General features: G+C 71.0%; 20 protein-coding genes. 6 read left to right on the top strand and 14 right to left on the bottom strand.

What is annotated here, in order from left to right; genetic code table 11:
* Window positions 1-74 precede the first annotated feature (74 nt).
* Entirely contained in the window at window positions 75-797 is a 723-nt protein-coding gene (locus tag EDM22_RS10640) for a phosphatase PAP2 family protein (protein ID WP_245989324.1), read from the bottom strand.
* A 23-nt stretch (window positions 798-820) separates the two neighbouring features.
* The gene (locus EDM22_RS10635) at window positions 821-1,621 is read right to left on the bottom strand and encodes a phosphatase PAP2 family protein (RefSeq protein WP_245989323.1); all 801 of its coding nucleotides are present in this window, start codon (window positions 1,619-1,621) and stop codon (window positions 821-823) included.
* A gap of 204 nt (window positions 1,622-1,825) precedes the next feature.
* On the opposite strand from EDM22_RS10635, the gene EDM22_RS10630 reads away from it, so the two are divergent.
* On the top strand, window positions 1,826-2,206 hold the full coding sequence (locus EDM22_RS10630) for an SHOCT domain-containing protein (RefSeq protein WP_122937028.1): 381 nt from the start codon (window positions 1,826-1,828) through the stop codon (window positions 2,204-2,206).
* Window positions 2,207-2,374: 168 nt separating this feature from the next.
* Here the strand turns inward: EDM22_RS10630 and EDM22_RS10625 are convergent, their stop codons facing one another.
* The 3 genes from EDM22_RS10625 to EDM22_RS10615 all read right to left on the bottom strand — a co-directional run bounded on the left by EDM22_RS10625 (window position 2,375) and on the right by EDM22_RS10615 (window position 6,430).
* Window positions 2,375-3,865, bottom strand: a complete 1,491-nt coding sequence (locus EDM22_RS10625; protein ID WP_245989322.1) for a DUF2252 domain-containing protein — start codon at window positions 3,863-3,865, stop codon at window positions 2,375-2,377.
* A complete protein-coding gene (locus EDM22_RS10620; RefSeq protein WP_122937026.1) occupies window positions 3,862-5,517 on the bottom strand; it encodes an MFS transporter in 1,656 nt (551 codons plus the stop codon). Before EDM22_RS10620 ends, EDM22_RS10625 begins: the two co-directional genes overlap by 4 nt.
* A 76-nt stretch (window positions 5,518-5,593) precedes the next feature.
* Window positions 5,594-6,430, bottom strand: a complete 837-nt coding sequence (locus EDM22_RS10615) for a class II glutamine amidotransferase (protein WP_122937025.1) — start codon at window positions 6,428-6,430, stop codon at window positions 5,594-5,596.
* Between the two features lie 184 nt (window positions 6,431-6,614).
* On the opposite strand from EDM22_RS10615, the gene EDM22_RS10610 reads away from it, so the two are divergent.
* Entirely contained in the window at window positions 6,615-7,193 is a 579-nt protein-coding gene (locus EDM22_RS10610; protein ID WP_212591937.1) for a YdeI/OmpD-associated family protein, read from the top strand.
* Window positions 7,194-7,214: 21 nt separating this feature from the next.
* On the opposite strand, the gene EDM22_RS10605 is transcribed toward EDM22_RS10610, so the two are convergent.
* Window positions 7,215-8,516: a serine hydrolase domain-containing protein gene (locus EDM22_RS10605; RefSeq protein ID WP_138708066.1), complete on the bottom strand. Its 1,302-nt coding sequence runs from the start codon at window positions 8,514-8,516 to the stop codon at window positions 7,215-7,217.
* A 184-nt stretch (window positions 8,517-8,700) separates the two neighbouring features.
* Here EDM22_RS10605 and EDM22_RS10600 point away from each other — a divergent pair, with 184 nt between their 5' ends.
* Both EDM22_RS10600 and EDM22_RS10595 read left to right on the top strand, forming a co-directional pair.
* Complete coding sequence (locus tag EDM22_RS10600) at window positions 8,701-9,108, top strand: DUF4383 domain-containing protein (RefSeq protein WP_122937023.1); 408 nt, start codon at window positions 8,701-8,703, stop codon at window positions 9,106-9,108.
* 10 nt (window positions 9,109-9,118) lie between these two features.
* The gene (locus EDM22_RS10595; RefSeq protein ID WP_122937022.1) at window positions 9,119-9,673 is read left to right on the top strand and encodes a hypothetical protein; all 555 of its coding nucleotides are present in this window, start codon (window positions 9,119-9,121) and stop codon (window positions 9,671-9,673) included.
* Window positions 9,674-9,837: 164 nt separating this feature from the next.
* Here the strand turns inward: EDM22_RS10595 and EDM22_RS10590 are convergent, their stop codons facing one another.
* Window positions 9,838-11,157, bottom strand: coding sequence for an ATP-dependent DNA helicase (locus tag EDM22_RS10590; RefSeq protein WP_122937021.1), 1,320 nt, complete (start codon window positions 11,155-11,157; stop codon window positions 9,838-9,840).
* Window positions 11,158-11,312: 155 nt separating this feature from the next.
* Between EDM22_RS10590 and EDM22_RS10585 the strand changes: the two genes are divergently transcribed.
* Window positions 11,313-12,362, top strand: a complete 1,050-nt coding sequence (locus EDM22_RS10585; RefSeq protein ID WP_122937020.1) for a hypothetical protein — start codon at window positions 11,313-11,315, stop codon at window positions 12,360-12,362.
* A gap of 23 nt (window positions 12,363-12,385) precedes the next feature.
* Here the strand turns inward: EDM22_RS10585 and EDM22_RS10580 are convergent, their stop codons facing one another.
* The 7 genes from EDM22_RS10580 to gad all read right to left on the bottom strand — a co-directional run bounded on the left by EDM22_RS10580 (window position 12,386) and on the right by gad (window position 18,058).
* On the bottom strand, window positions 12,386-14,293 hold the full coding sequence (locus tag EDM22_RS10580; protein WP_212591939.1) for a bifunctional copper resistance protein CopD/cytochrome c oxidase assembly protein: 1,908 nt from the start codon (window positions 14,291-14,293) through the stop codon (window positions 12,386-12,388).
* 191 nt (window positions 14,294-14,484) lie between these two features.
* Window positions 14,485-14,772 (bottom strand): HU family DNA-binding protein, encoded by a 288-nt coding sequence (locus EDM22_RS10575; protein ID WP_122937019.1) that lies wholly within the window; start codon window positions 14,770-14,772, stop codon window positions 14,485-14,487.
* 261 nt (window positions 14,773-15,033) lie between these two features.
* The gene (rpsN, locus tag EDM22_RS10570) at window positions 15,034-15,339 is read right to left on the bottom strand and encodes a 30S ribosomal protein S14 (RefSeq protein ID WP_122937018.1); all 306 of its coding nucleotides are present in this window, start codon (window positions 15,337-15,339) and stop codon (window positions 15,034-15,036) included.
* 3 nt (window positions 15,340-15,342) lie between these two features.
* A complete protein-coding gene (gene rpmG, locus EDM22_RS10565; protein WP_021760158.1) occupies window positions 15,343-15,510 on the bottom strand; it encodes a 50S ribosomal protein L33 in 168 nt (55 codons plus the stop codon).
* Window positions 15,510-15,746, bottom strand: coding sequence for a 50S ribosomal protein L28 (rpmB, locus tag EDM22_RS10560; RefSeq protein WP_122937017.1), 237 nt, complete (start codon window positions 15,744-15,746; stop codon window positions 15,510-15,512). Before rpmB ends, rpmG begins: the two co-directional genes overlap by 1 nt.
* Window positions 15,747-15,969: 223 nt before the next feature.
* Complete coding sequence (locus EDM22_RS10555; protein WP_122937016.1) at window positions 15,970-16,656, bottom strand: YrhK family protein; 687 nt, start codon at window positions 16,654-16,656, stop codon at window positions 15,970-15,972.
* A 31-nt stretch (window positions 16,657-16,687) separates the two neighbouring features.
* Window positions 16,688-18,058: a glutamate decarboxylase gene (gad, locus tag EDM22_RS10550; protein WP_122937015.1), complete on the bottom strand. Its 1,371-nt coding sequence runs from the start codon at window positions 18,056-18,058 to the stop codon at window positions 16,688-16,690.
* Window positions 18,059-18,374: 316 nt separating this feature from the next.
* On the opposite strand from gad, the gene EDM22_RS10545 reads away from it, so the two are divergent.
* Window positions 18,375-21,203: a hypothetical protein gene (locus EDM22_RS10545; protein ID WP_122937014.1), complete on the top strand. Its 2,829-nt coding sequence runs from the start codon at window positions 18,375-18,377 to the stop codon at window positions 21,201-21,203.
* The last annotated feature ends 40 nt before the right edge of the window (window positions 21,204-21,243 follow it).

Genomic DNA, 21,243 nt, shown 5'->3' with positions numbered 1-21,243 from the left:
GAGGCTGTTCGCTCAGGGCGTGCCCGTGGCCGTCAGGCCGCGGTCGTCAGGCTGGCGCCGTCAGACCGGCGCCGTCAGGCCGACGTCGCCCGCTCCCAGATCGGGCGATGCGGCAGCCGATGCTCGCGATACAGCTGGTAGGCGAACGGCGCCCAGACGATGACGGCCACGCCCGCCCCCACGAGCGCCCCGCCGATCGTGTCCGAGATCCAGTGCGCGCCCAGGTAGGTTCGGCTCAGCATCATGAGCAGCGTGTACACCGCGCCGGCGATCCAGATCCAGGTACGCAGGAAGATGATGCCGAGCGCCGTCGCGAGCAGCGCGGCGTTCGCACTGTGACCCGAGGGGAACGACCCGAAGTCGGGCGTCACGAGGATGTCCTCGGGTCGTGGTCGCGCCACGATCACCTTGATCACGCGGGTGACGGTCGCGCTCGCGATCGCCGCGACGACGAAGTAGGCCGCCGCCCACGGCCGCCGCCAGAGCAGCAGGCCGACCACGATCACGGCGGGCACGACGAAGGTCGAGAGGATGCCGCCGCCGAGGGCGTTGAAGACGAGCGCCGGCACCGTGAGCACGTCGGCGCGGCTCGCCACGAGCACGCTCATGAACTCGACCTCGAAGCCGAACGGCTTGTCGGCCTCGCGGTACACGATCACGAGGGCGAGCAGCACGACGAGCACGATCGCCCCGGCGCCCATGAAGATCCAGCGCATCCGCGCGATCCGCACCGGCGCCGGTGCGTGATGCTCCGACGGCTGCCCCTGAGTCTGCTGCTCGTCCCCCACCGCGCTCATCCCGAGATGCTAGCCCGCTGCCGTCACGATCCGGCGGACGCGTCGCCGCGTTCGCCGAAGGTGTCTCCGCTCGCCTCCTGGTCGCTCATGCCCGGTGGACGCACGCGCACCGTGCGCCACACGTCGACGAGGATCACGAGTCCGAGCACGAAGAGCGAGAGCGAGATCGACGCGAGCGCGTCGGTGGCCCAGTGGTACCCGAGGTAGATGCGGCACGCGGCGGTGAGGAGCACGATCGCGGTGGCCACGATGTAGGCGAACACCGCGACGATCGTGTTGCGGTGCCTCGAGAACACGAGGTAGGTCGTGATGAAGAGGAAGTCGGCGACCCCCATGACGTGGCCCGATGGGAACGACGCCGTCTTGTCGACCTCGAGCAGCATCTCGCTGATGGGCGGGCGCTGGCGATCGATGATGGGCGCGAGTGCCTGCACCAGCACGAGGCCCAGGAGCATGCCGCCCGCGAGCAGGATCGGCCGCCACGCGTGCCTCGCGAGGATGCCCCACGCCACCGTCGTGACCAGGGCGATGATGGGCATCACGATCGGGCCGAAGACGAACGCGATCACCGCCATGACCGTCGTCAGCCAATCGGCGCGAGCACCCTCGAGCCACGCCTCGACGGGCTTGTCGATGGCGGAGACGTCGTCGGCCTCGAGCACCGAGTCGAGGATGAAGAGGAACGCGGACACCCCGACCACCATCAGCACGATGGCGATGATGATGAGGTTGCGCCTCGCGGCGGCCGAGACGAAGCGCTCCTCGACGATGAACTTCTCGTGGAACCGCTTCAGCCGACCCGGCTTCTCCGTCGTGTCCGTCACCGCTGCACCTTCCTGCCGCCGACCCGCGCACGCGCGGGTGCCATCCAGTATGGCGGTTCGCCCCCGTGCGGGGAGCATCCGTACCGATCTCGCCCACCCCCTTGACTCGCCGTGGGACGTTGGGCTCTGACCGCAGGGCCCGGTGGGAGGATGCTGCTGTTAGGGGCTCCCGACGTGGCGGGGTCCGCGAGGGGAAGGCGTGCGATGATCGACAACGCTTGGGACATGGTCGTCTGGTTCTTCTGGCTCTTCGTGTGGATCGCCTACCTGATGGTGGTGTTCTCCGTCATCGTCGACATCTTCCGCGACCACACCCTGGGCGGCTGGGGCAAGGCCGGGTGGATCGTGTTCATCGTCTTCGTGCCGTTCCTCGCGGTGATCGTCTACCTCATCGCGCGCGGTCGCGGCATGGGCAGCCGGCAGGCCGTGCAGGTCAGGGGCGCTTCCGACGACTACCTCGCCTCGGTCATCGGCACCGGCACGGAGTCGTCGGCGACCGCGATCGCCCGGGCGAAGCAGCTGCTCGACGACGGCGCGATCACGCAGGCCGAGTACGAGCAGCTGAAGTCCGCCGCCCTCGCCTGAATCCCTCGCCGGTCGAGTCGGCGCGCAGCGCCGTATCGAGATCCGTGGCGAGGCCTCGATACGCTTCGCTACTCGACCGGCGACTGGTCTCGATACGCGCTTCGCGCTACTCGACCGGCGACTGGTCTCGATACGCGCTTCGCGCTACTCGACCGGCGGAGAGCCCGATCAGACCAAGTCGGCGGCCTCGAGACGACCGGATGCCACGGCATCGCGGAACGCCGCGAAGTCCCGCTCGTTCTGGTCGGCGTAGTCCACGGCGAACTCCGCGATCGCCCGGTCGAACCGGTCGCTCGCTCCGAGGTAGGACGCGATCGCCACGCGGTCGCCGGCACGTGCGTGCGCGCGGGCGAGCGTCTCGCCGCACGCGCGAGCGTAGAGCTCGGCGCCCCGGGGCATGATCACCTCGATGTCGGCGGAGCCCTTCCAGTCGTTCAGCTGCCGCAGGTAGAAGTCGCGCTCCACGCCGTCGGGACCGAGCACGCGCTGCCAGCCGAGGAACAGGTCGCTGGCCGCCTGCATGAGCCGTTGCCCGCGCACGACGCGCTCACCGTGGTTGGCGTAGCGGCTCGACGACAGGAACCGTTCGAGCACCGACGCCTCGGCCTGCTTCACCTGCAGGATCAGCGGGTCGGCGTCGTCGCGACCGCGCAGCAGCACGATCCACGCGCGGGTGCCGACGCTGCCGACGCCGACCACCTTCCGGGCGAGGTGCACGTAGCGGAACTCCTCGATGGGATGCCGTTCGAGCGGCAGCGTCGACCGGTACTCGGTCAGCATCCGCCGCATCCAGTCCTCCATCTCCTCGCCGGTGCCGGGCGCGAGCCCCAGATCCTCGATGGCGACGACGAGCGGCGGCTCGGAACGGATGCGCATGCGGCCGTCGACGACCTCGACGAGCTTGGAGAACGCGCGCACGCTGTCGCGCGATCGCGCCTTCTGCAACGCCGCGCGGGTGCGCTTCACCTGCTTGTCCGCGACGCGGTTCGCCTCGCGCTCCTCGCGGATCCACTCCTCGATATGGTCGGCGTCGAGCCGGTCGTACCACGCCTCGAGCACCCCCGAGGCGGCCGAGCGGGCCATCCGCTCGCGGTATGCGGCGACGGACTCCAGCACGACGCGCCGGCGCTCCTCGGCCGTGAACCCACGGTGGCGCCCCGCGACCTCGAAGCTCGCGGCGAGGCGCTTGACGTCCCACTCCCACGGGCCGGGCAGCGTCTCGTCGAAGTCGTTGATGTCGAAGATCAGCGACCGCTCGGGCGAGGCGAACACGCCGAAGTTCGACAGGTGCGCGTCGCCGCAGATCTGCGTCGTGATGCCCGAGCGCGGGGTCGACGCGAGGTCGGCGGCCATGAGCAGTGCCGCCCCCCGGTAGAAGTTGAACGGCGAGACGAGCATGCGCGCGTACCGGATCGGCACGAGTTCCGGGACGCGGGTGATCGCCTGCTCCTCGAGCAGGGAGACGGGATCGCCCCGGTCCGCCGGGGGGGTCCAGCCGGCGTGCGACGACCGGGGCACGATCCGGCGGGCCTCGCGTCCGTACGCGGCGCGCGCCGGGAAGTCGTAGCGTGGAGCCGGATCGAACTCGTCGGTCGCGGGTGCCGGGGGCGCGGCATCCGTCACCACGCCCGCGGCCCCCATGTCGAACCCTGTGCTCATCTCGAACTCCCCTCGTCGCCGCCGGCGGCCGCGGCCGCAGTATCGGACGTCTCCTCCTCGGGCTTGCGCCCGAGCACCTCGGTGGGGATCCCGCGCGAGAACAGCAGCGCCAGCAGCGCGAGCGCCGTGAGCGCGACGAAGGCGACGCGCAACGATTCCACCTGCGACTCGCTGTAGACGCGCTGCAGCGTGGCGGCATCCTCGGCCGACAGCCCCGCCTCCGTGGCGAGTTCGTCGACGGATGCCGCGGGCACGATCTCCACTCCCCCGGCGGTCGCCTCGACGACCAGGCCCTGCACCTCCGCCGGCAGGTCGCTCGACGCGACCCCGGCTCCGAACGACGTCGCGAGCGCCGTGATGAGCACCGAGCCGATGAGGGCCGTGCCGAGCGAGGAGCCGAGGTTCTGGAACACGCCCTGCATGCCCCCGACCTCGCTCGACTTCTCCTCGCCGACGCTCGACATGTTGACGTTGCCGAGCTGCGAGGCGAGGAGGCCGAGTGCGGCGCCCGCCACGAACATGCCGGCCGCGAACAGGAAGCTCTTGAGCTCGAGGTCGACCGATCCCAGCAGCACGAACGATGCGAGCACGAGCACGAGCTGCCCGATCCGCACGATGCGCTTCGGCGACCAGACCGCTGCGAGCCGCGTGCCGACGATCGAGAAGAGGATGAGCGAGATCGACAGCGGGAAGATGCGGATGCCCGTCTCCAGCGCGTCGAGTCCGAGCGTCATCTGCAGGTAGACGGGCACCATGAAGAAGATGCCCGCGGTGATCGTGTACTGCAGCATGAGCGACCCGAGTCCGCTGCGCAGTCGCGTGATCGAGAAGAGCGTGACATCGAGCAGCGGGGGACGGCCCTGCTCCATGAGGTGCCGTTGCCGGCGGAAGAACAATCCGAGCAGCACGCAGCCGGCGAGGATGAACCACGCCGTCAGCGAGACGCCGAGCGGCGCGATCTCGACCCCGTTGACCTCGGGCGTCTGCAGGGGGATGACCCAGCCCCAGGTCTTGCTCTGCAGCATGCCGAACACCACCCCGATGAGGCCGGCGGCGGAGAGCAGCACGCTCAGGAGGTCGATGCGCAGGCGCTGCGCACCGTGCTTGTCCACGATCTTGCGGGCGAAGAACACGACGACCGCCATGATCACGACCTCGCCCACGAACACGTAGCGCCAGCTCGCGTACGTCGTGAGGTAGCCGCCGATGAGCGGGCCGGCGGCGACCGCCGCCCCGGACACCGCGCCGATGACCGCATAGGCGGAGATCCGCGCCCGGCCCTCGTAGTTGTCGGCGACGAGCGCGGCGATGGCCGGGATGACGAGCACCGCCCCCATTCCCTCCACGATGGACCAGCCGAGGAAGAGCACGGTGATGTTCGGTGCGAGTGCCGTCGTGAGCGACCCGATCGCGTAGACGACCGAGCCGATCACGAACGCCCGCAGGCGGCCCCACACGTCGCCGAGCTTCGCCCCGAGCAGCATGAGCGCCGCCATCGTGAGGGTGTAGAACGTGATCGCCGCCTGCATCGCGTTGACCGAGGTGTCGAGATCCGCGACGACCGTCGAGATCGAGACGTTCATGACCGTGCTGTCGAGCACCATCACGAACTGCGCGGCGCCCAGGATCGCGACGACCGTCCACTTGTTCATTCCGCCCCCGGTTCCGGTGCGATCGTCGCGCACGACCCGCGCGCCCCCCGCCCCACTGCGAATGCTGCCACCTGCGTCACTCGGAGCGGAAGGGCTCGTGGTGATACCCGGTGCGGTCGAGGATCGCCACGGTCGCCTCGGGCACCTCGTGGAAGACGCCGGGCAGGTCGTTGAGCGGCTCGGAGACCACGACGTGCGCGTGATCGCCGAACTGCGAGACGCGCTCCACGTCCGGGTACATCTCCCGGATCGTCGGGATGTCGACCGAGTGGAAGAGCGTGCGGCTCCGCCCCTGCGACGAGTAGCGGAACGCCCAGATCGTCGCGCCGTCGGACACGGCGATCGTGCCCTGCATCGGGAAGAGCACGCCGTGCTCGTGCCCCACCCGCTCCACCTCGTCGATCGCCGCGTTCATGCCCTTCACTGGGTCGTCGACGAGGCCGAGGGTGAGCGCGAGGTGGAACAGCACCTCGGAGTCGGTCGTCCCGAGCACGCTCGGGTACAGCGACGGGTCGATCGCGAACGTCAGGTCGCGCTTCATCTTCTTGAACTCGCCGAGGAAGCCGTTGTGCATGAACAGCCAGTTCTCGTACCGGAACGGGTGGCAGTTCGTGCGCTGGATCGGCGGGCCCGCCGCCGCCCGCACGTGGCTGAAGAACAGCGGGCTCTCGACGGCGCGCGTGAGCTCCCGCAGGTTCTCGTCGTTCCAGGCGGGCTCGGTGCTGTGGAAGGTCGCCGGGATGCTGCCTGCCACCGATCCGACGGGGTACCAGCCGACGCCGAAGCCGTCGCCGTTGACGGTCTCGGCGCCGAGCGGCGAGTCGAGCGACTGCGCGACGAGCGAGTGCTTCGCGTCGAGGATCACCGTCGATGGGCGAAGCGGTTCGCCCGAGTACGCAAGCCACCGGCACATGCGACACACCCCCTGCAGCGGCATCCGCCCGGGTGCCGCGATCCCGCCCAGTCTCGCGCCGGGTCCGACGGCTCGTAGGGCCCAAAGTCTCACCTCGTGAGATCGGCGGATGTTGCGGGGCCGGCCGCGCGGCATCCGCTCGCCTCGATACCCGTGGGTCGCCGGTGCGCGCTACGGTGCCTGCATGGGTGCGATGGACGACGCCGAGCTCGTGCACGTCGACACCGCTGCGGAGTGGCGCGACTGGCTCGCCGAGCACCACGCCACGAGCCGGGGGGCGTGGGTGGTGTTCTGGCGCTCGCACACCGGGCGGCCGCGCATGAGCTACGAGGACTCGATCCTCGAGGCGGTCGCCTACGGGTGGGTCGACGGGCAGACGCGCACGCTCGATGCCGAGCGCGGGGCGATCTGGTTCGCGCCCCGGCGCCCTGACAGCCCGTGGGCGGCCAGCAACAAGCGGCGGGTCGCGCAGCTGGAGCGCGAGGGGCGGATGCAGCCGGCTGGACGCGCCGCCATCGAGCGCGCGAAGGCCAACGGCCGCTGGAGCGTGCTCGACGGCCCCGAGCAGCTGATCGAGCCGCCCGAGCTCGCCGCCGCGCTGGACGCCGACCCCGTCGCCCGCGAGCACTGGAACGGCTTCACGCCGTCGAGCCGCACGGGCGCCCTCGGCTGGATCGCGCTGGCCCGGCGCGACGACACGCGTGCGCGCCGCATCGCCGAGGTCGTGCGGCTCGCCGCGGTCGGCAAGCGCGTCGGCGAGTAGCGGCGGCACGCGAGGCGTCGCTCAGCCCTCGGCCGCGGGCTCCTCGGGGGTCGGGCACACCGCGAGTTGCTCCATGTTGGCGGTGGCCTGCTCGAGCGACCACGGCAGCTCCACGAGCGGCAGTTCGCGATCCGACGCGGGCTGGGCCTTCGATCCGATCGATGCGAGCGCGAAGGCGACCTGCCGAACGAACTCCGCGCCCGAGCTCGAGTTGTTCAGCGCGATCACGACGGTGAGCCCCGTCTCGGGGTCGGTGATCGCGGCGGTCAGCGCCCCCGGAGCTTCCCCGGCGCTGCCGCGCATCGGGCCGAACTCCATGCCGCCGAGGCCCTGCGCGTACCACGACGGCGACGTGGCGCCGGGCGGCACCGTGTTCCACACGTCGCGGGCCGTCGCCTCGGTGAGCAGCTCCCCGGTGGCGAACGCTTCGCTCAGCCGCTTCGTGTCGTCGAGCGTCGAGACGGCGCCGGCGGCCGCGCCCCCCATCGAGCTGGACTGCCGCGAGACGTCGAGCACGACGGCGCAGTCGACCTTGCCGCCGCCCACGGGACTGGCGGAGTAGCCGCCCAGGGCGCCGGCGGGCTTCGCGGTGACGTCCGGCGACGGCAGCGTCGTGGACTCCATGCCGAGCGGGCCGAAGACGTACTGGTCCGCGAGGTCGGACATCGAGCGCCCCGTGCGCTGCTCGAGGGCGAGACCGAGCAGCAGGACGCCCGTGCGCGAGTACGACCACTGCGTGCCCGGCGCGCCCGCGCGCTTCTCGGCCATCCCGCTCGCGACGAGCTCCCGCACGGGCCAGACCCGCTCCGGGTTGGTGACGAACGCGTGGCGGAGTGCGGGGTAGTAATCGGCGAGACCCGACGTGTTCCGGCAGAGCTGGTCGAGTGTGATGCCCTCGACGCCCGGCAGGCTGCGCACGAGATCGGCGACCTGGTCCTCGTACTTCACCACGCCGGCGTCGACGAGCCGCGCGAGCACGGTGCACGTGACCTCGCTGGTGACGGTCGTGAGCCGGAACTCCGTGTCGGGCGTGACCTTCGCCGCACCCTCGTCGAAGCCCACGGTGCCCACGGCACCGGTCCAGCTCCCCGACCACGGCGACCAGACGCCGGCGACGCCGCCGCTCGATCCGCTCAGCCTGACGGCGCTCGCGAGCACGTCGTCGAGTTGCTGGGCGACGTCGTCGGGCAGCGGTGCGTCGACCTGGCGGTAGTCGACCGAGGAGCCGACCGGAGCCGTGCACGCGGACATCACGAGCGCACCGGAGAGCGCGACGATGATCGCCGCCACTCGCCCGCGAGCGTATCCCTGCCGTGCAGCCACCGTGCCCCCCTAGCCGTGTGTCCGCTGCGATTGTAACCCGGGCGGGTGTCGCGATGATGGCGCCGCGATGTCCCCCGTCGGATGGCGGACGGGGAAACCCGCGAATCCGCCCAATCCGCAGTCCCTCCCGCGCCGAACCTCCTTGTGCACGGCGCGAACGCCGCGTCCACAGAAGGAGGCACTCATGAAGAACTCACCGAACCGCATCGTCGCCACTGTCTTCGGCGCGGTCTACGTGCTCGTCGGCCTGCTGGGCTTCGCCGTCACGGGCGGCGTCGGCTTCATCGCGACCGAGGGCGGGTTGCTGCTCGGCATCTTCGCGGTGAACCCGCTGCACAACATCGCCCACCTCGCCATCGGCGCGGCCCTGCTCATCGCGGGCCTGTCGAACGCCGCCGCCGCGAAGACGGTGAACTCGGTCGTGGGTGCCGCCTACCTGCTGCTCGGCGTGGTCGGGTTCTTCCTGGCCGGCACCGCGGCGAACATCCTGGCACTCAACACCGCCGATCACTTCCTCCACCTCGCGAGCGCCATCGTGCTCCTCGGTGTCGGTCTCGGAGCCGAGCGCTCCGCACGCGTGGCCACGGCCTAGGGAGCCGGCCATGAACGCACTGGCGGCGATGACCCGCAGTTGGCCGATGCTCGGCGCGCTCGGCGCGGGCCTCGTGCTCACGGCCCTCGCCGCCGGTGCGGGGGGTGCACCGCAGGTGGTCCTGGCCGGGCTCGGCGTCGCCGGGCTCGGCTGGGCCGTCCTGTCCCTCCACGCGGGCCGCATCGTCGCTCCGCGCACGGTGCTCGCCACCTCGGCCGGCGCGCTCGCGGTCGTCGGCCTCCTCGTCGCGACGGGCGCGATGGCGGATGCCGCGGGCCTCCCGCTCGCGGCGGCATCCGTGTTCGTCGTGGCCGTCGCCCTCTCGGCCGCGTTCGAGGTGCGACGGGGCCGCGCCGCCGGCGCCGAGCCCCGCCCGCGCCGCGCGATCGACGGGCGGATGTCGCTGCTCGGCCTCGCCGGCGGCGCCGCGCTCGTGGCCGCGCTCGCCACGCCCGCCCTCGCGGCGACCGAGCCCGGACGCCTCGCCGTGCCGCACGGCCAGCACGGTGGCCCGGGAACCATCGCACCGCTCGAGGTGCACGGGGAGCCGGGTCACTCGCACTGACCCCCAGACCGCGGCCGGGGGTGCGTGGCGACGACGCCCCCGGCCGCTCCGCTGCTGCCGGCGGCGGCGTCCTCGCTCCGCTGGACCGGCGGGACCGGCGAGACCGGCAGGACCGGCGGGACCACTGCACGCGACGAAGGCGCCACGCCGCGGCATCCGCCCGGTCAGGCCGAGTGCGCCTCGCCCGCGGTGCCGATCTCGCGCTGCGCGCCCGACATGAAGCGCTCGACGTCGCGATCGACGATGATGTCGCTCGGACGCAGGGGCCGCGCGAGGTAGAGCCCCTCGAGGCTCGTGAGCCGGCTGAGTGCGACGTAGGTCTGCCCCGGGCTGAACACGCGCGACCCGAGGTCGACGATCGCGGCGTCGTAGCTCGCACCCTGCGACTTGTGGATCGTGACCGCCCACGCGAGCCGGAGGGGGTACTGGGTGAACTCGGCGACGATCTGGCGCTCGAGCTTCTTGCGCCCCGGATCCCACGAGTACTTGTACTTCTCCCACGTCACGGGTTCGACCTCGTGCTCGTCGCCGTCGATCTCGACGCGCACCTCGCGCTTCAGCGAGGTGACCGTGCCGATCGTGCCGTTCACCCAGCGCTGGCCGTCGGGCCCCAGCGCGGTGTCGTTGCGCAGGAACATGACCTGCGCGCCGAGCTTGAGCTCGAGCGTCTCGTCGGCGGGGAACGCGCGGCCCCCGAAGTCGCCGTTCACCTCGGCCTCGTTGGCCTGCGACTGGCCCGGCAGCCGGTGCAGCTGGGTGCGGTTGATGCGATTGACGGTGTCGTTCGTCGTGGCGAGCGTGATGGCGCCGTGCTCGGGCAGCGGACGGCGGGCGCCCGTCTCGTTGAGCATGCCCGCGATCTCGGCGGTGACGATGCCGTGCCGCACGGCGTTGAGCATGTGCTTGAAGGCGTCGTCGTGCTGGCGGTGCACCTCCCCCAGTTCGTAGATGCGCAGGTCGGCCTCCTGCCAGACCTTCGCGTCGAAGAACCACATCGAACGGTAGGTGTCGGCGAAGTACCGGCGCTCGTCGCCGCTGCCCGGCACGGGCGCGAGCTGGTACGGATCGCCGAACAGCACCACCTGCGCCCCGCCGAACGCCTCGTGCGGGCGCTGGCGCGCCTGCCGCAGCGAGCGGTCCATCGCGTCCATCAGGTCGGCGTTGACCATCGACACCTCGTCGATCACGAGGGTGTCCATGGCGTTGAGGATCTTGCGCACGGCATCGTTCTGGTCGATGTCGTGGTCGGCGATGACCCCGATGGGCAGCCGGAACAGCGAGTGGATCGTCTGCCCGCCGACGTTGAGCGCCGCGACACCCGTGGGCGCGCAGATCACGATCTGCTTCTGCGTGTTCCAGTTGAGGTGATTGAGCAGGGTCGACTTGCCCGTGCCCGCGCGACCCGTGACGAAGACGTGCTCGCGGGTGTGCTCGATCGCCTGGTACACCGCGGCCTGTTCGCGGGTGAGGGTCACGTTCTGCACGGTCGGGCTTTCACGGTCGGGGATGCCGCAGGGCGGGCGCTCCCACTGTAGACCGACCGGCTGCGGGGTTCGCCCGGCGCCGCGGCATCCGTGGAACCCACTGCCCCGCTGGGGATATCGGCGGATCCGAGGAAGCCTCCGCATAGACTTCACGCGTGGGAAGCTCGGGCAGACGCGGTGGGCGCCTGTCGCCGGCGGCCATCGCCGGGTGGGCGGGTCTCGCCGTGGTGCTCGTCGGAGCGTTCCTCGCGGCCCTCGGCGCCCTCAACCAGACCCTCTACGGCGCGTCGAGCTTCGTCGAGCGGTACTTCGAGGCCATCGCGAACGACGACCTCATCACGGCCTCGAGCACGCCGGGCGTGCAGCTCGATGCCGCCGAGCTCGAGGCGGCCGGGCTGCCGGCCGACGTGTCCACGGCCATGATGCGGTCGGGCGTGATCGCGTCGGCGCCCGAGGACGTGCGCATCCTGAGCGACGTCACGGAGGACGACGGCTCCCACACCGTCAGCGTCAGCTACCGGCTCGACACCGCCATCGTCGAGTCCTCGTTCCGGGTGAGCCCCATCGCACCGCTCTACGGCGTGCTCAACCGCTGGGAGTTCGCGACGAGCCCCCTCGCCATCATCGACGTGACCGCCGCGCACAACCCGCTCTTCACCGTCGGCACGCTCTCGCTCGACACGCGGGCGACGAAGTCGGGCGACGAGCTCACCGCGTTCTCGCAGACGGCCCCCTACCTCGCGATCGCGCCGGCCGTCTACGAGTTCCACTACGACTCCACCCTGCTCGAGGCCACCCATGTGACGGCGGGCGTCGAGCCCGGCTCGCACACGGCCGTGACCGTCGACGCCCTGCCCACCGACACGTTCGTGCAGCGCGTGCAGACCAAGGTCGACGAGTTCCTGTCCGAGACCTGCGCGTCGCAGGCGGTGCTCCAGCCCGCCGGATGCCCCTTCGGCGTCGAACTCGACGACCGCGTGCTGAGCGATCCGACGTGGCGCATCGACGCATCGCCGCAGGTGACGCTCGTCCCCGGCGAGTCGTCGTTCGAGATGCCGCCGACCGACGGCGTCGCCCACATCACGGTCGAGCTCCAGTCGCTCTTCGACGGCACGGTCTACACCTACGAGGAGGACGTCGTCTTCACCCTCGCCCTCGACGCATCCGTGAGGCCCGACGGCTCCATCTCGATCCAGCTGAAGTAGCGCCGGGCGGGTCGGGGCGAGCGTCAGACCCGGTCGTGGTCGGCGAGGGCCGCGAGCCGGGCGTTGTACTCCTCGAGCTCGGCATCTCCCGTGCGGTCGGCGTGCCGATCGCGGCGCTTCGACTCCTTCGCGTCGCTGCGCGACCACTGCACCGCCACGGTGATCGCGAGCGCCACCGTGGGGATCTCGCCGATCGACCACGCGATGCCGCCGCCGACCTGCTGGTCGGCGAGCGCGTCGGTGCCCCAGCCCATCGCCCCGTACCAATCGGCGAGCAGCAGCCCGGTGCCCGACATGATCGCGAGTCCGAAGAACGCGTGGAACGCCATCGTGCCGAGCAGCAGCACGAGCCGGAACGGGTACGGCAGCCGGTACGGCACGGGGTCGATGCCGATGAGGGACTGCACGAACAGGTAGCCCGTGATGAGGAAGTGCACGACCATCCACTCGTGGCCGATATGGTCGAGCATCGTCCACCTGAAGAGCGGCGAGAAGTAGAACACCCACAGCGAGCCGGCGAACAGCACCGCGGCCACGATCGGGTTCGCGATGATGCTCGCGAACCTCGAGTGCACCGCGAGCAGGATCCATTCGCGGCCGCCCCGGCTGCCGTCCTTGCGCGGGTGGATGGCGCGCGCGGCGAGCGTGACGGGGGCGCCGGGAACGAGCAGCACCGGCACGGCCATGGTGAGCATCATGTGCGCGCCCATGTGCGCCGAGAAGAGGTACTGCTCGTAGACGTTGAGGCCGCCGCTCGTGACGAAGGCGAGCAGGAGCAGCCCCGACACCCACAGCACCGTGCGATAGACGGGCCACCGGTCGCCCCGCCGGTGCAGGCGCACGACGCCGGCGACGTAGAAGAAGATGCCGAACCCGCAGGCGAGCACCCACAGCAGGTCGGGGCGCCACTCGGTGAAGTAGCGGTACCAGTCGGGCCACGGCGGCAGCGGCTCGCCCGTGAGGATCTCGGCGGGCGTGCGGGCGATGGTGCCGGGGCTCTCGGCGACCGGCGTCGCCGTGCGGGCCAGGGCGGCGGCCACTCCCGAGGCGATCCCCATGAACGCCAGCTCCACGACGACGAGCAGCCAGAAGGGCTTGGCGACGGATGCCGCGTCCCGCGACATCCGCCCGATGAACGCCCGTCGCTGCAGCGCACCCATGAAGCCGAGTCCCACGAGCACGGCGACCTTCACCACGACGAGCACGCCGTACGGCGTCGCCAACTCGTTCCACGTGCCGATGCGCAGGGCCGCGCTCGTGTACCCCGAGATCGCGACCACGATGAAGCACACGAGCGCCACCGTCGAGTAGCGGGCGAGCACCGTCGGCAGCCGGTCGCCCTCGAGCCGATTCCGCAGGATCACGATCGTCAGGAGGCCGCCGAGCCACGCCGAGACGAACACGAGGTGCAGCCCCAGGGCGGTGATCGCGGCGCTGTGCCCCGCGGTGCCCGCGGCATGGCCCTGCTGGGCCATCGGCACGAGCGCCGCCACGGCGAGCACCGTGACGAAGACGAGCGCGGTGTGGTTGCGCACCGCGAAGCAGAGCACGGTGACCGCCGCGGCGACGAGCGTGGTGGTGAGCCATGCACGACCGAGTTCGATCGTCGTGGCGAACTGCCCGAGCTGCTGGCCGAACGCGTCGCCGAAGTCGAGCGGCACGCCCGTCACGAGCACGAAGGTGAGCAGGCCCGTCGCGGCGCTCGCGACCGTGAGCACCGCAGCGGATGCCGCGGCCACATCGAGCGCGAGGTCGAACTCGCGTCGCTTCGGGCTGAGCGCCCAGACCGCGAGCACGAGGGCGCCGATCATGCCCGCGGCGCCGAGGTTCACGAAGAGCTTCGCGGCGGGAACGCCCCAGCGGGCCACCGGCCCCGGGTCCTGGATGGGGTACGGCTCCGCTCCCCCGCCGTACGACAGGGCCGCGATCATCGCCAGCAGGGCGGCGGCGGTGAGCACGGCTGGGCCGAGCACGCGGACGGTACGGAGCACCGGACAAGCCTAGGTGAGCCGCCTGAGAACGGCGCATCGGCCGCGGGCGCCGCGGCACGCGGCATCCGTGCCCCGGAGACGACGAAGGGGCGCCCGGCGGATGCCGGCGCCCCTACGCAAGTCGCGGAAGACTACTTCGCAGCAGCCTTGAGCTTCGAGCCCGCCGTGACCTTGACCGAGTAGCCGGCCGGGATCTCGATGGTCGCACCCGTCTGCGGGTTGCGGCCCGTGCGCGCGGCACGGTGCGAGCGCTCGACGGCGAGCCAGCCCGGGATCGAGACCTTCGTGCCCGAGTTGACCGAGTCGGCGAGCGCGTCGAAGAACCCGCCGAGCACGGCGTCGACGGTGGTCTGGCTCTGGTTCGTCGCCGCAGCGATCTTGGCAACGAGCTCGGACTTGTTGAGCGACTTGTCAGCCATTGAATGTCCTCCTCGGACCTTCGCTGTGTGTGAACAGCTGTCGTGTGGAAATGCGGGCTCGACCCTTCGATCTCCCCCGTGGCCGTTCGGGCCGCCTCGAATGTAGCAGAGTTCCCCGGAATCACGCGGATTTCGAGGGGGTTCGGGCGATCCGCCCGGGCGTGTCGGCGGTCGGATGCCGCGGCATCCGCCCGGATCGGAACCCGCAGACGACGAGAGGGGCGCCCCTTTCGGGACGCCCCTCTCGGTGAAGCGGGAGTGCTACCAGCTCGACTTGGTGATGCCGGGCAGCTCGCCACGGTGGGCCATGTCACGGAAGCGGACGCGCGAGACGCCGAACTTCGTGAGCACGCCACGGGGGCGGCCGTCGATGGCGTCACGCGAGCGCACGCGCACCGGCGAGGCGTTGCGCGGGAGCTTCTGCAGGCCGACGCGTGCGGCCTCGCGGGACTCGTCGGTGCCGTTCGGGTCGACGAGGGCCTTCTTCAGTTCGAGGCGCTTCGCGGCCCAGCGGTCGACGACCACCTTGCGCTGCTCGTTGCGCGCGATCTTGCTCTTCTTCGCCATGTCTTAGCGCTCCTCTCGGAAGTCGACGTGCTTGCGCACCACGGGGTCGTACTTCTTGAGCACGAGACGGTCGGGGTTGTTGCGACGGTTCTTGCGGGTCACGTAGGTGTACCCGGTGCCGGCCGTCGAACGGAGCTTGATGATCGGACGGATGTCCTGCTGCTTCGCCATTAGAGCTTCACCCCACGAGCCTGGATGTCCTTGACGACGGCCTCGATGCCACGGGCGTCGATCACCTTGATGCCCTTGGCGGACACGTTCAGGGTGACGCTACGACGAAGCGAGGGCACGTAGTACGTCTTCTTCTGCACGTTCGGGTCGAAGCGGCGCTTCGTCCGGCGGTGCGAGTGCGAGATGTTGTGTCCGAAGCCGGGAACGGCTCCGGTCACCTGGCACACTGCTGCCATTGGTCTTTCCTCCAATACCGAGGGGCGGATGCCCCTCCCAAGGTCTCTTGTCTGCTGACGCTGCCCACCCCGAAGCCCGCGATTTCTCGCGGATCTCGAGGTGGGAGTGTCGCGGTCTGGGCAGTGGAAGTGCCCAGCCAAAGGACTAGATTACCAGATCCGCCCTGATCAGCCGAAACGAGCGGATGCCGCGTGGTCGGCCCCGTGGCATCCGGCCGCCGCGTCACCCCGCCGTCGGCGCCGAGGCCGGGCCCGCGGCGGCATCCGGATCCGCGTCGATCGCCCGGCGTGAGAGCAGTGCCGCCACGAGGAAGCACAGGGCGCCGATGAGCGTGCCGAGGTTCGCCCAGAACATGCTGACGAGGGTTCCGGTCTCGGGCACGACGTAGGCGCCGATCGCCGAGACGCCGAAGGCGATCGAGCCGAGCAGGTTGAGCCACGTGCCGTGCCACGTGCGCGCGTCGGTGTCCCACAGTTCGCCGCGGTCCTTCGTGGCGACCACGGCGAGCGCGCTCGACACGAGGAACGCGAGCGACCCCCACGCGTCGGGCCGCCAGCCGGCGCCGAGCCTCGTCGGGTCGGCGATCGCCGCAAGGAGCGCGACGAACGTGCTCACGTTGAAGAACAGGGTGCCCGCGAACTGGATGGCGGCGGCCCACCAGTCGGCACGGTCGGCCGGGTTCGTCCCCGTCCGCGGCGGCCTCCTGCCGCTCAGGCTCAGCTGGATGAACCCGGCCGCCGTGAAGAAGATGGAGCCGGCGAAGAAGGTGACTCCCACGCCGACGGCGCCCGCCCACTCCGCGTAGAAGGGGATCGCGCCGAGCGCGAAGAGCACCGATCCGACCGCGAAACCCCACGCCTCGCGGCGCAGGCGCCGTCGCCGGCCGGTGCGCCCCGCCGTCGTGGTCATCGCCGCGGCATCCGCTCGCCTCGCTCGCCGGTCAGTGGTGGAACCCGGGCTGCTGCCCCTCGGTCGGCATGGGCGATGAGAGCCCGTCGAGCCATGCCGTCTCGGTGCGGATGTCGTCGAGCAGCTCGTCGGCGAGGTCGCGGCTCAAGCCGTTGCGCACCACGATGCGCTGCACGGTGAGGTCGCTCATGTCGTCGGGCATGGGGTAGGCCGGCACGAGCCAGCCCTTCATCCGCAGTCGATCGGAGAGGTGGTACAGGTTCCAGTTCTCGGTGTGGCCGGGCTTCAGCCGCCAGGCGAACACGGGGATGTCGGATCCGTCGCTCCAGAGGTCGAAGGCGCCCATCTCCGAGATCGCCTTCGAGAGGTACTTGGCGACGTCCTGGCACTCCTGCTGGATCGCCGTGTACCCCTCCCGGCCGAGGCGGAGGAACTGGTAGTACTGCAGCAGCACCTGCGAGCCGGGGCGGGAGAAGTTGAGCGCGAGCGTGGGCATGTCGCCGCCCAGGTAGCTGACGCGGAAGATGAGCTCGTCGGGCAGCGCATCGAGGGTGCGCCAGACCACCCAGCCGACGCCGGGATACACGAGGCCGTACTTGTGGCCCGACGTGCTGATGGAGTGCACCCGCGGCAGGCGGAAGTCCCACTCGATCTCGGGCTGCAGGAACGGCGCGATCATCGCGCCCGACGCGCCGTCGACGTGGATCGGGATGTCGAGGCCGGTCTTCTCCTGCAGCGCGTCGAGCGCCGCGGCGATCTCCTGCACGGGCTCGTACTTGCCCGTGTACGTCACGCCCATGATCGCGACGACGCCGATCGTGTTCTCGTCGACGTACTGCTCGAGCTGGCTGCCGTCGAGCGCCGGATGCTCGTCGCTCACCGGCACGTAACGGGGCTCCACCTCGAAGTAGTTGCAGAACTTCTCCCAGCACACCTGCACGGCCGAGCTCATGATGAGGTTGGGCTTCTCGGTCGACTTGCCCGCGGCGCGTCGGGCGAGCTGCCACCGGCGCTTGAACGCGAGGCCGCCGAGCATGCAGGCCTCCGAGGAGCCGATCGTCGACGTGCCGATCGAGTTCTTCACGTCGGGCACGTTCCACAACGACGCGAGGATGCGCCAGCAGTTCTCCTCGATCGCCGCGGTGCGCGGGTACTCGTCCTTGTCGATCATGTTCTTGTCGTACGTCTCGGCGAACAGCCGGTCGGCCTCGTCGCCCATCCACGTCGCGACGAAGGTCGCGAGGTTGAGGCGCGCGTTGCCGTCGAGCATCGTCTCGTCGTGCACGATCTGGTACGCCGTGGTCGGGTCCATCTCCACGTCGGGGATCGTGTACCGCGGTGCGACGGCTCGCTCGCCCGCCCTCGTGTAGGTCGGCGCGAGCACGCTGGGGTCGTGGGTCATCTTCCGGTCCTTCCGTCGAGGTCGGCGCACCCCGCTCGCGACGCCGCGAGCACACCGGAAGGCCGTGAACCTGAGGAGGGCGCCGGGCCCCCCGGACCGGATCCACCTGTTACCCGCCCGACACTACGCCCGAGCCCCGCGCGCCCGATACCCCGGCACCGGGACGAAGGTCCCACGGGCCTCTCGAATGGATGCCGCCCGACAGCCGTGCGGGGCGCGGCACCCGTTCTGGGACTGACCGTATGGTCGATCCCGACCGTACGGTGGGAGGTCGAAGGCCTCGGAGTCCCCCCGGCGCCTCGACGGATGGAGCCCGATGATGCGCTCGACCACGTTCGCCGCGTCCACCGCTGCAGCAGCGCTGCTGTTCGCCGGCCTCGGCGCGGCACCCGCGTTCGCCGCCGAGTGGACGCCGAGCACCTTCGCCGACCTCAAGGCGGCACTTGCGACGTGCGCCGACGGCGACACGATCCGGCTCGGCGCCGACCTCACCGTCCCGCCTCTCTCCCCCGACTGGGAACTCGTGGTCGCCTGCGACGTGACGCTCGACCTGAACGGCCGCAGCCTCGCCGCCGAGGGCGTGGTGATCGCGCCCGACACCGTGCTCACGATCACGGCCACCGGAGGCGGCACGCTCGTGTCCTCCGGTCGCGCCTCGCTCGCCGGGATCGCGGTCCCGATCGGGTCGGGCCTCGTCATCGACGGCGGCACCATCGTGGCGACCGGTGACAGCGAACTGGACTTCAACGACGGCGTCGCGGCTGCGGGGATCGGCGGCAGCTTGACGGCTCCCGATGGCTCCGAGGCCGGCGTCGGGGACATCACCATCAACGGCGGGAACGTCACCGCAGTGGGCGGCGACCAGGTCCTGGACAGCGGCGCCGCGGCCGGAATCGGCGCGGCATTCGCTGCGGCGCTCGAAGGCGGGCGTCTCACGGTCAACGGCGGCACCGTCACGGCGACCGGCGGCGGCGGTGAGGGCGTCGGGATCGGCGGCCCTGCCGACTTCGAAGTGGCGGTCACCGGCGGCACGGTCACGGCCATCGGCGGCACCGGCAGCGCCGCAATCGGCGGAGCACAGGGGCAGCCGGGCGCGAAGGTCTCCATCACGGGTGGCGTCGTCACCGCGACGGGCGGGTCCACCGCCATCGGCGCCGGTGCGGGGAGCAGCCAGTTCGGATCGCTCGTCGTCGGCGCCGGCGCCGCACTGCGCGCCCCATCCGGCCCGTTCGTGATTCCCGACTCCGATCCCGGTGGCGGGCCGGAGGTGCTCATCGAGGAAGGCGGGCAACTCCTCGGCACGGAGGCCGACCCCACGGTCGGCGCCGACCTCTCCGGCGCGGGCCAGATCCAGAACTCGGGCGTCATCGCGCTCGACGAGTCGCGCGTCGCTGTAGAGGTCGCCGGCAACAACTACCTGGTGTCCTTCGATGCGCAGACCGGCGGGCCGCCGGCATCCGTTCGCCTCTACGCCCCCGACTTCGCGAGCGGGTACCGTCAGATCCCACCGTCGCCGGGCGGCACCGTGTGGAACACGTCGGCCGATGGCCTCGGGCAGGTGTTCACCGAGACCACCCGTGTCTTCGCCGACACGACCCTGTACGCGGTCGACGACGCCTTCTGGCAGTTCGCCCTGAAACTGGCGGAGTGCACCGACGGCGACGTGATCGAGCTCGGCAGCGACCTCGCCGGCGGGAGCCTCCTCGTCGGATGCGACGTCACGCTCGACTTGAACGGGTTCGCCCTCTTCGCGTCGGACGTGCAGGTCGCCGTGGACAGCCTCCTCATCATCGAAGACACCCGCGGCGGCGGCGAGTTGTCGACTCCGGCGCTCGACCCCGAGAACTACAGCGGAGCGGCCGGGATCGGAGTGACCACAGGCGCCGGACTCATCATCCGCGGCGGCACCGTGACGGTCGCCGGCGGACGCGGCGGCGCTGGGATCGGCGGTGGCGGTGGGCAGCGCGCGGGCTTCATCCGAATCGAAGGAGGAACCGTCACGGCGACCGGCGGCCTCTACGGTGCCGGGATCGGCGGCGGATACGGTGGTGCCGGCGGCGACGTGGGGGTCACGGGAGGCACGGTCACGGCCGTCGGCGGGACCGGTGCCTCCGGAATCGGCGGCGGCGAGACCGGCGACAGCGGCGGCTTGCTGACGGTGTTCGGCGGCGCGGTCACCGCCGTGGCGGGCTCCGGCGGCGCCGGCATCGGCGGCGGGAATGGGGGCGCGGGAGCCGCGGTCGACATCATCGGTGGAACGGTCACCGCGGTCGGCGTCGACCTCCCCGCCACGTCGGCGGTCGGAGCCGGCAACGGTGCATCGGAGTTCGGGTCGCTTCGCGTCGCCGGGACCCTGCGGGTACCCGAGGGGCTCCTCACCATCCTCGACTCCGATGCGGGCGGGGCGGAGGTCGTGGTGGAGTCCGGTGGTCGATTGGTCGGCACCGAGGCCGATCCGACGAGCGGCGCGAGCATCGGCGGCGACGGCCAGATCGACAACCACGGGGTCATCGCACTCCAGGAGTCGTTCGTCGGCGTCGAGGTGAACGACCACGACTTCCTCGTGACCTTCGATCCGCAGGACGGCGACCCCGCGACATCCATTCGCCTCTACGCACCGGACTTCGCAAGCGGCTACCGCACGATTCCCGCGCCGCCGGAGCTCGACGGCTGGAACACCGCGGCCGACGGGTCGGGCGACTGGTTCGAGGCGACGACCCCGGTCACCGGCGACCTCAGCCTCTTCGCGACCACCGACGCAACGCTCGTGCTCACGGCGGATGACGACACCGTGAACCAGGGCGACTCCCTCACCTTCCGTGTGAGCGGCACGACGCACGACGGGCGCCCGGTCGACACGAGCGGGGTCGTGCTCACCAGTTCGGTCGCGACCGACGTCGTCGACGGACTCACGGTCACCTTCCCCACCGCGAGCCCGCATGTCATCACCGCGACGCTCGGCGACGTGAGCACGAGTCTCACCGTGCACGTCACGCCGACACCAGCGCCGACGCCGACGCCGCAACCCGGACCCGCCGGGCTCTCGACGACCGGCACCGACCTGCTGCCCCCGCTCGTCGCGGGCCTGCTGCTCCTGCTGGCCGGCGCGGGACTCGTGTGGCGCCGCCGACGCCTGTCGCGCTGAACCGAGCCGGGGGCGCGGCCGCACGGCTCAGCCGAGAGGC

Source organism: Agromyces tardus (genome assembly GCF_003710805.1).
GTDB lineage: Bacteria > Actinomycetota > Actinomycetes > Actinomycetales > Microbacteriaceae > Agromyces > Agromyces tardus.
Note: the sequence above shows the minus strand (reverse complement) of the source record. Positions and strands in the feature narration are given on the sequence as shown.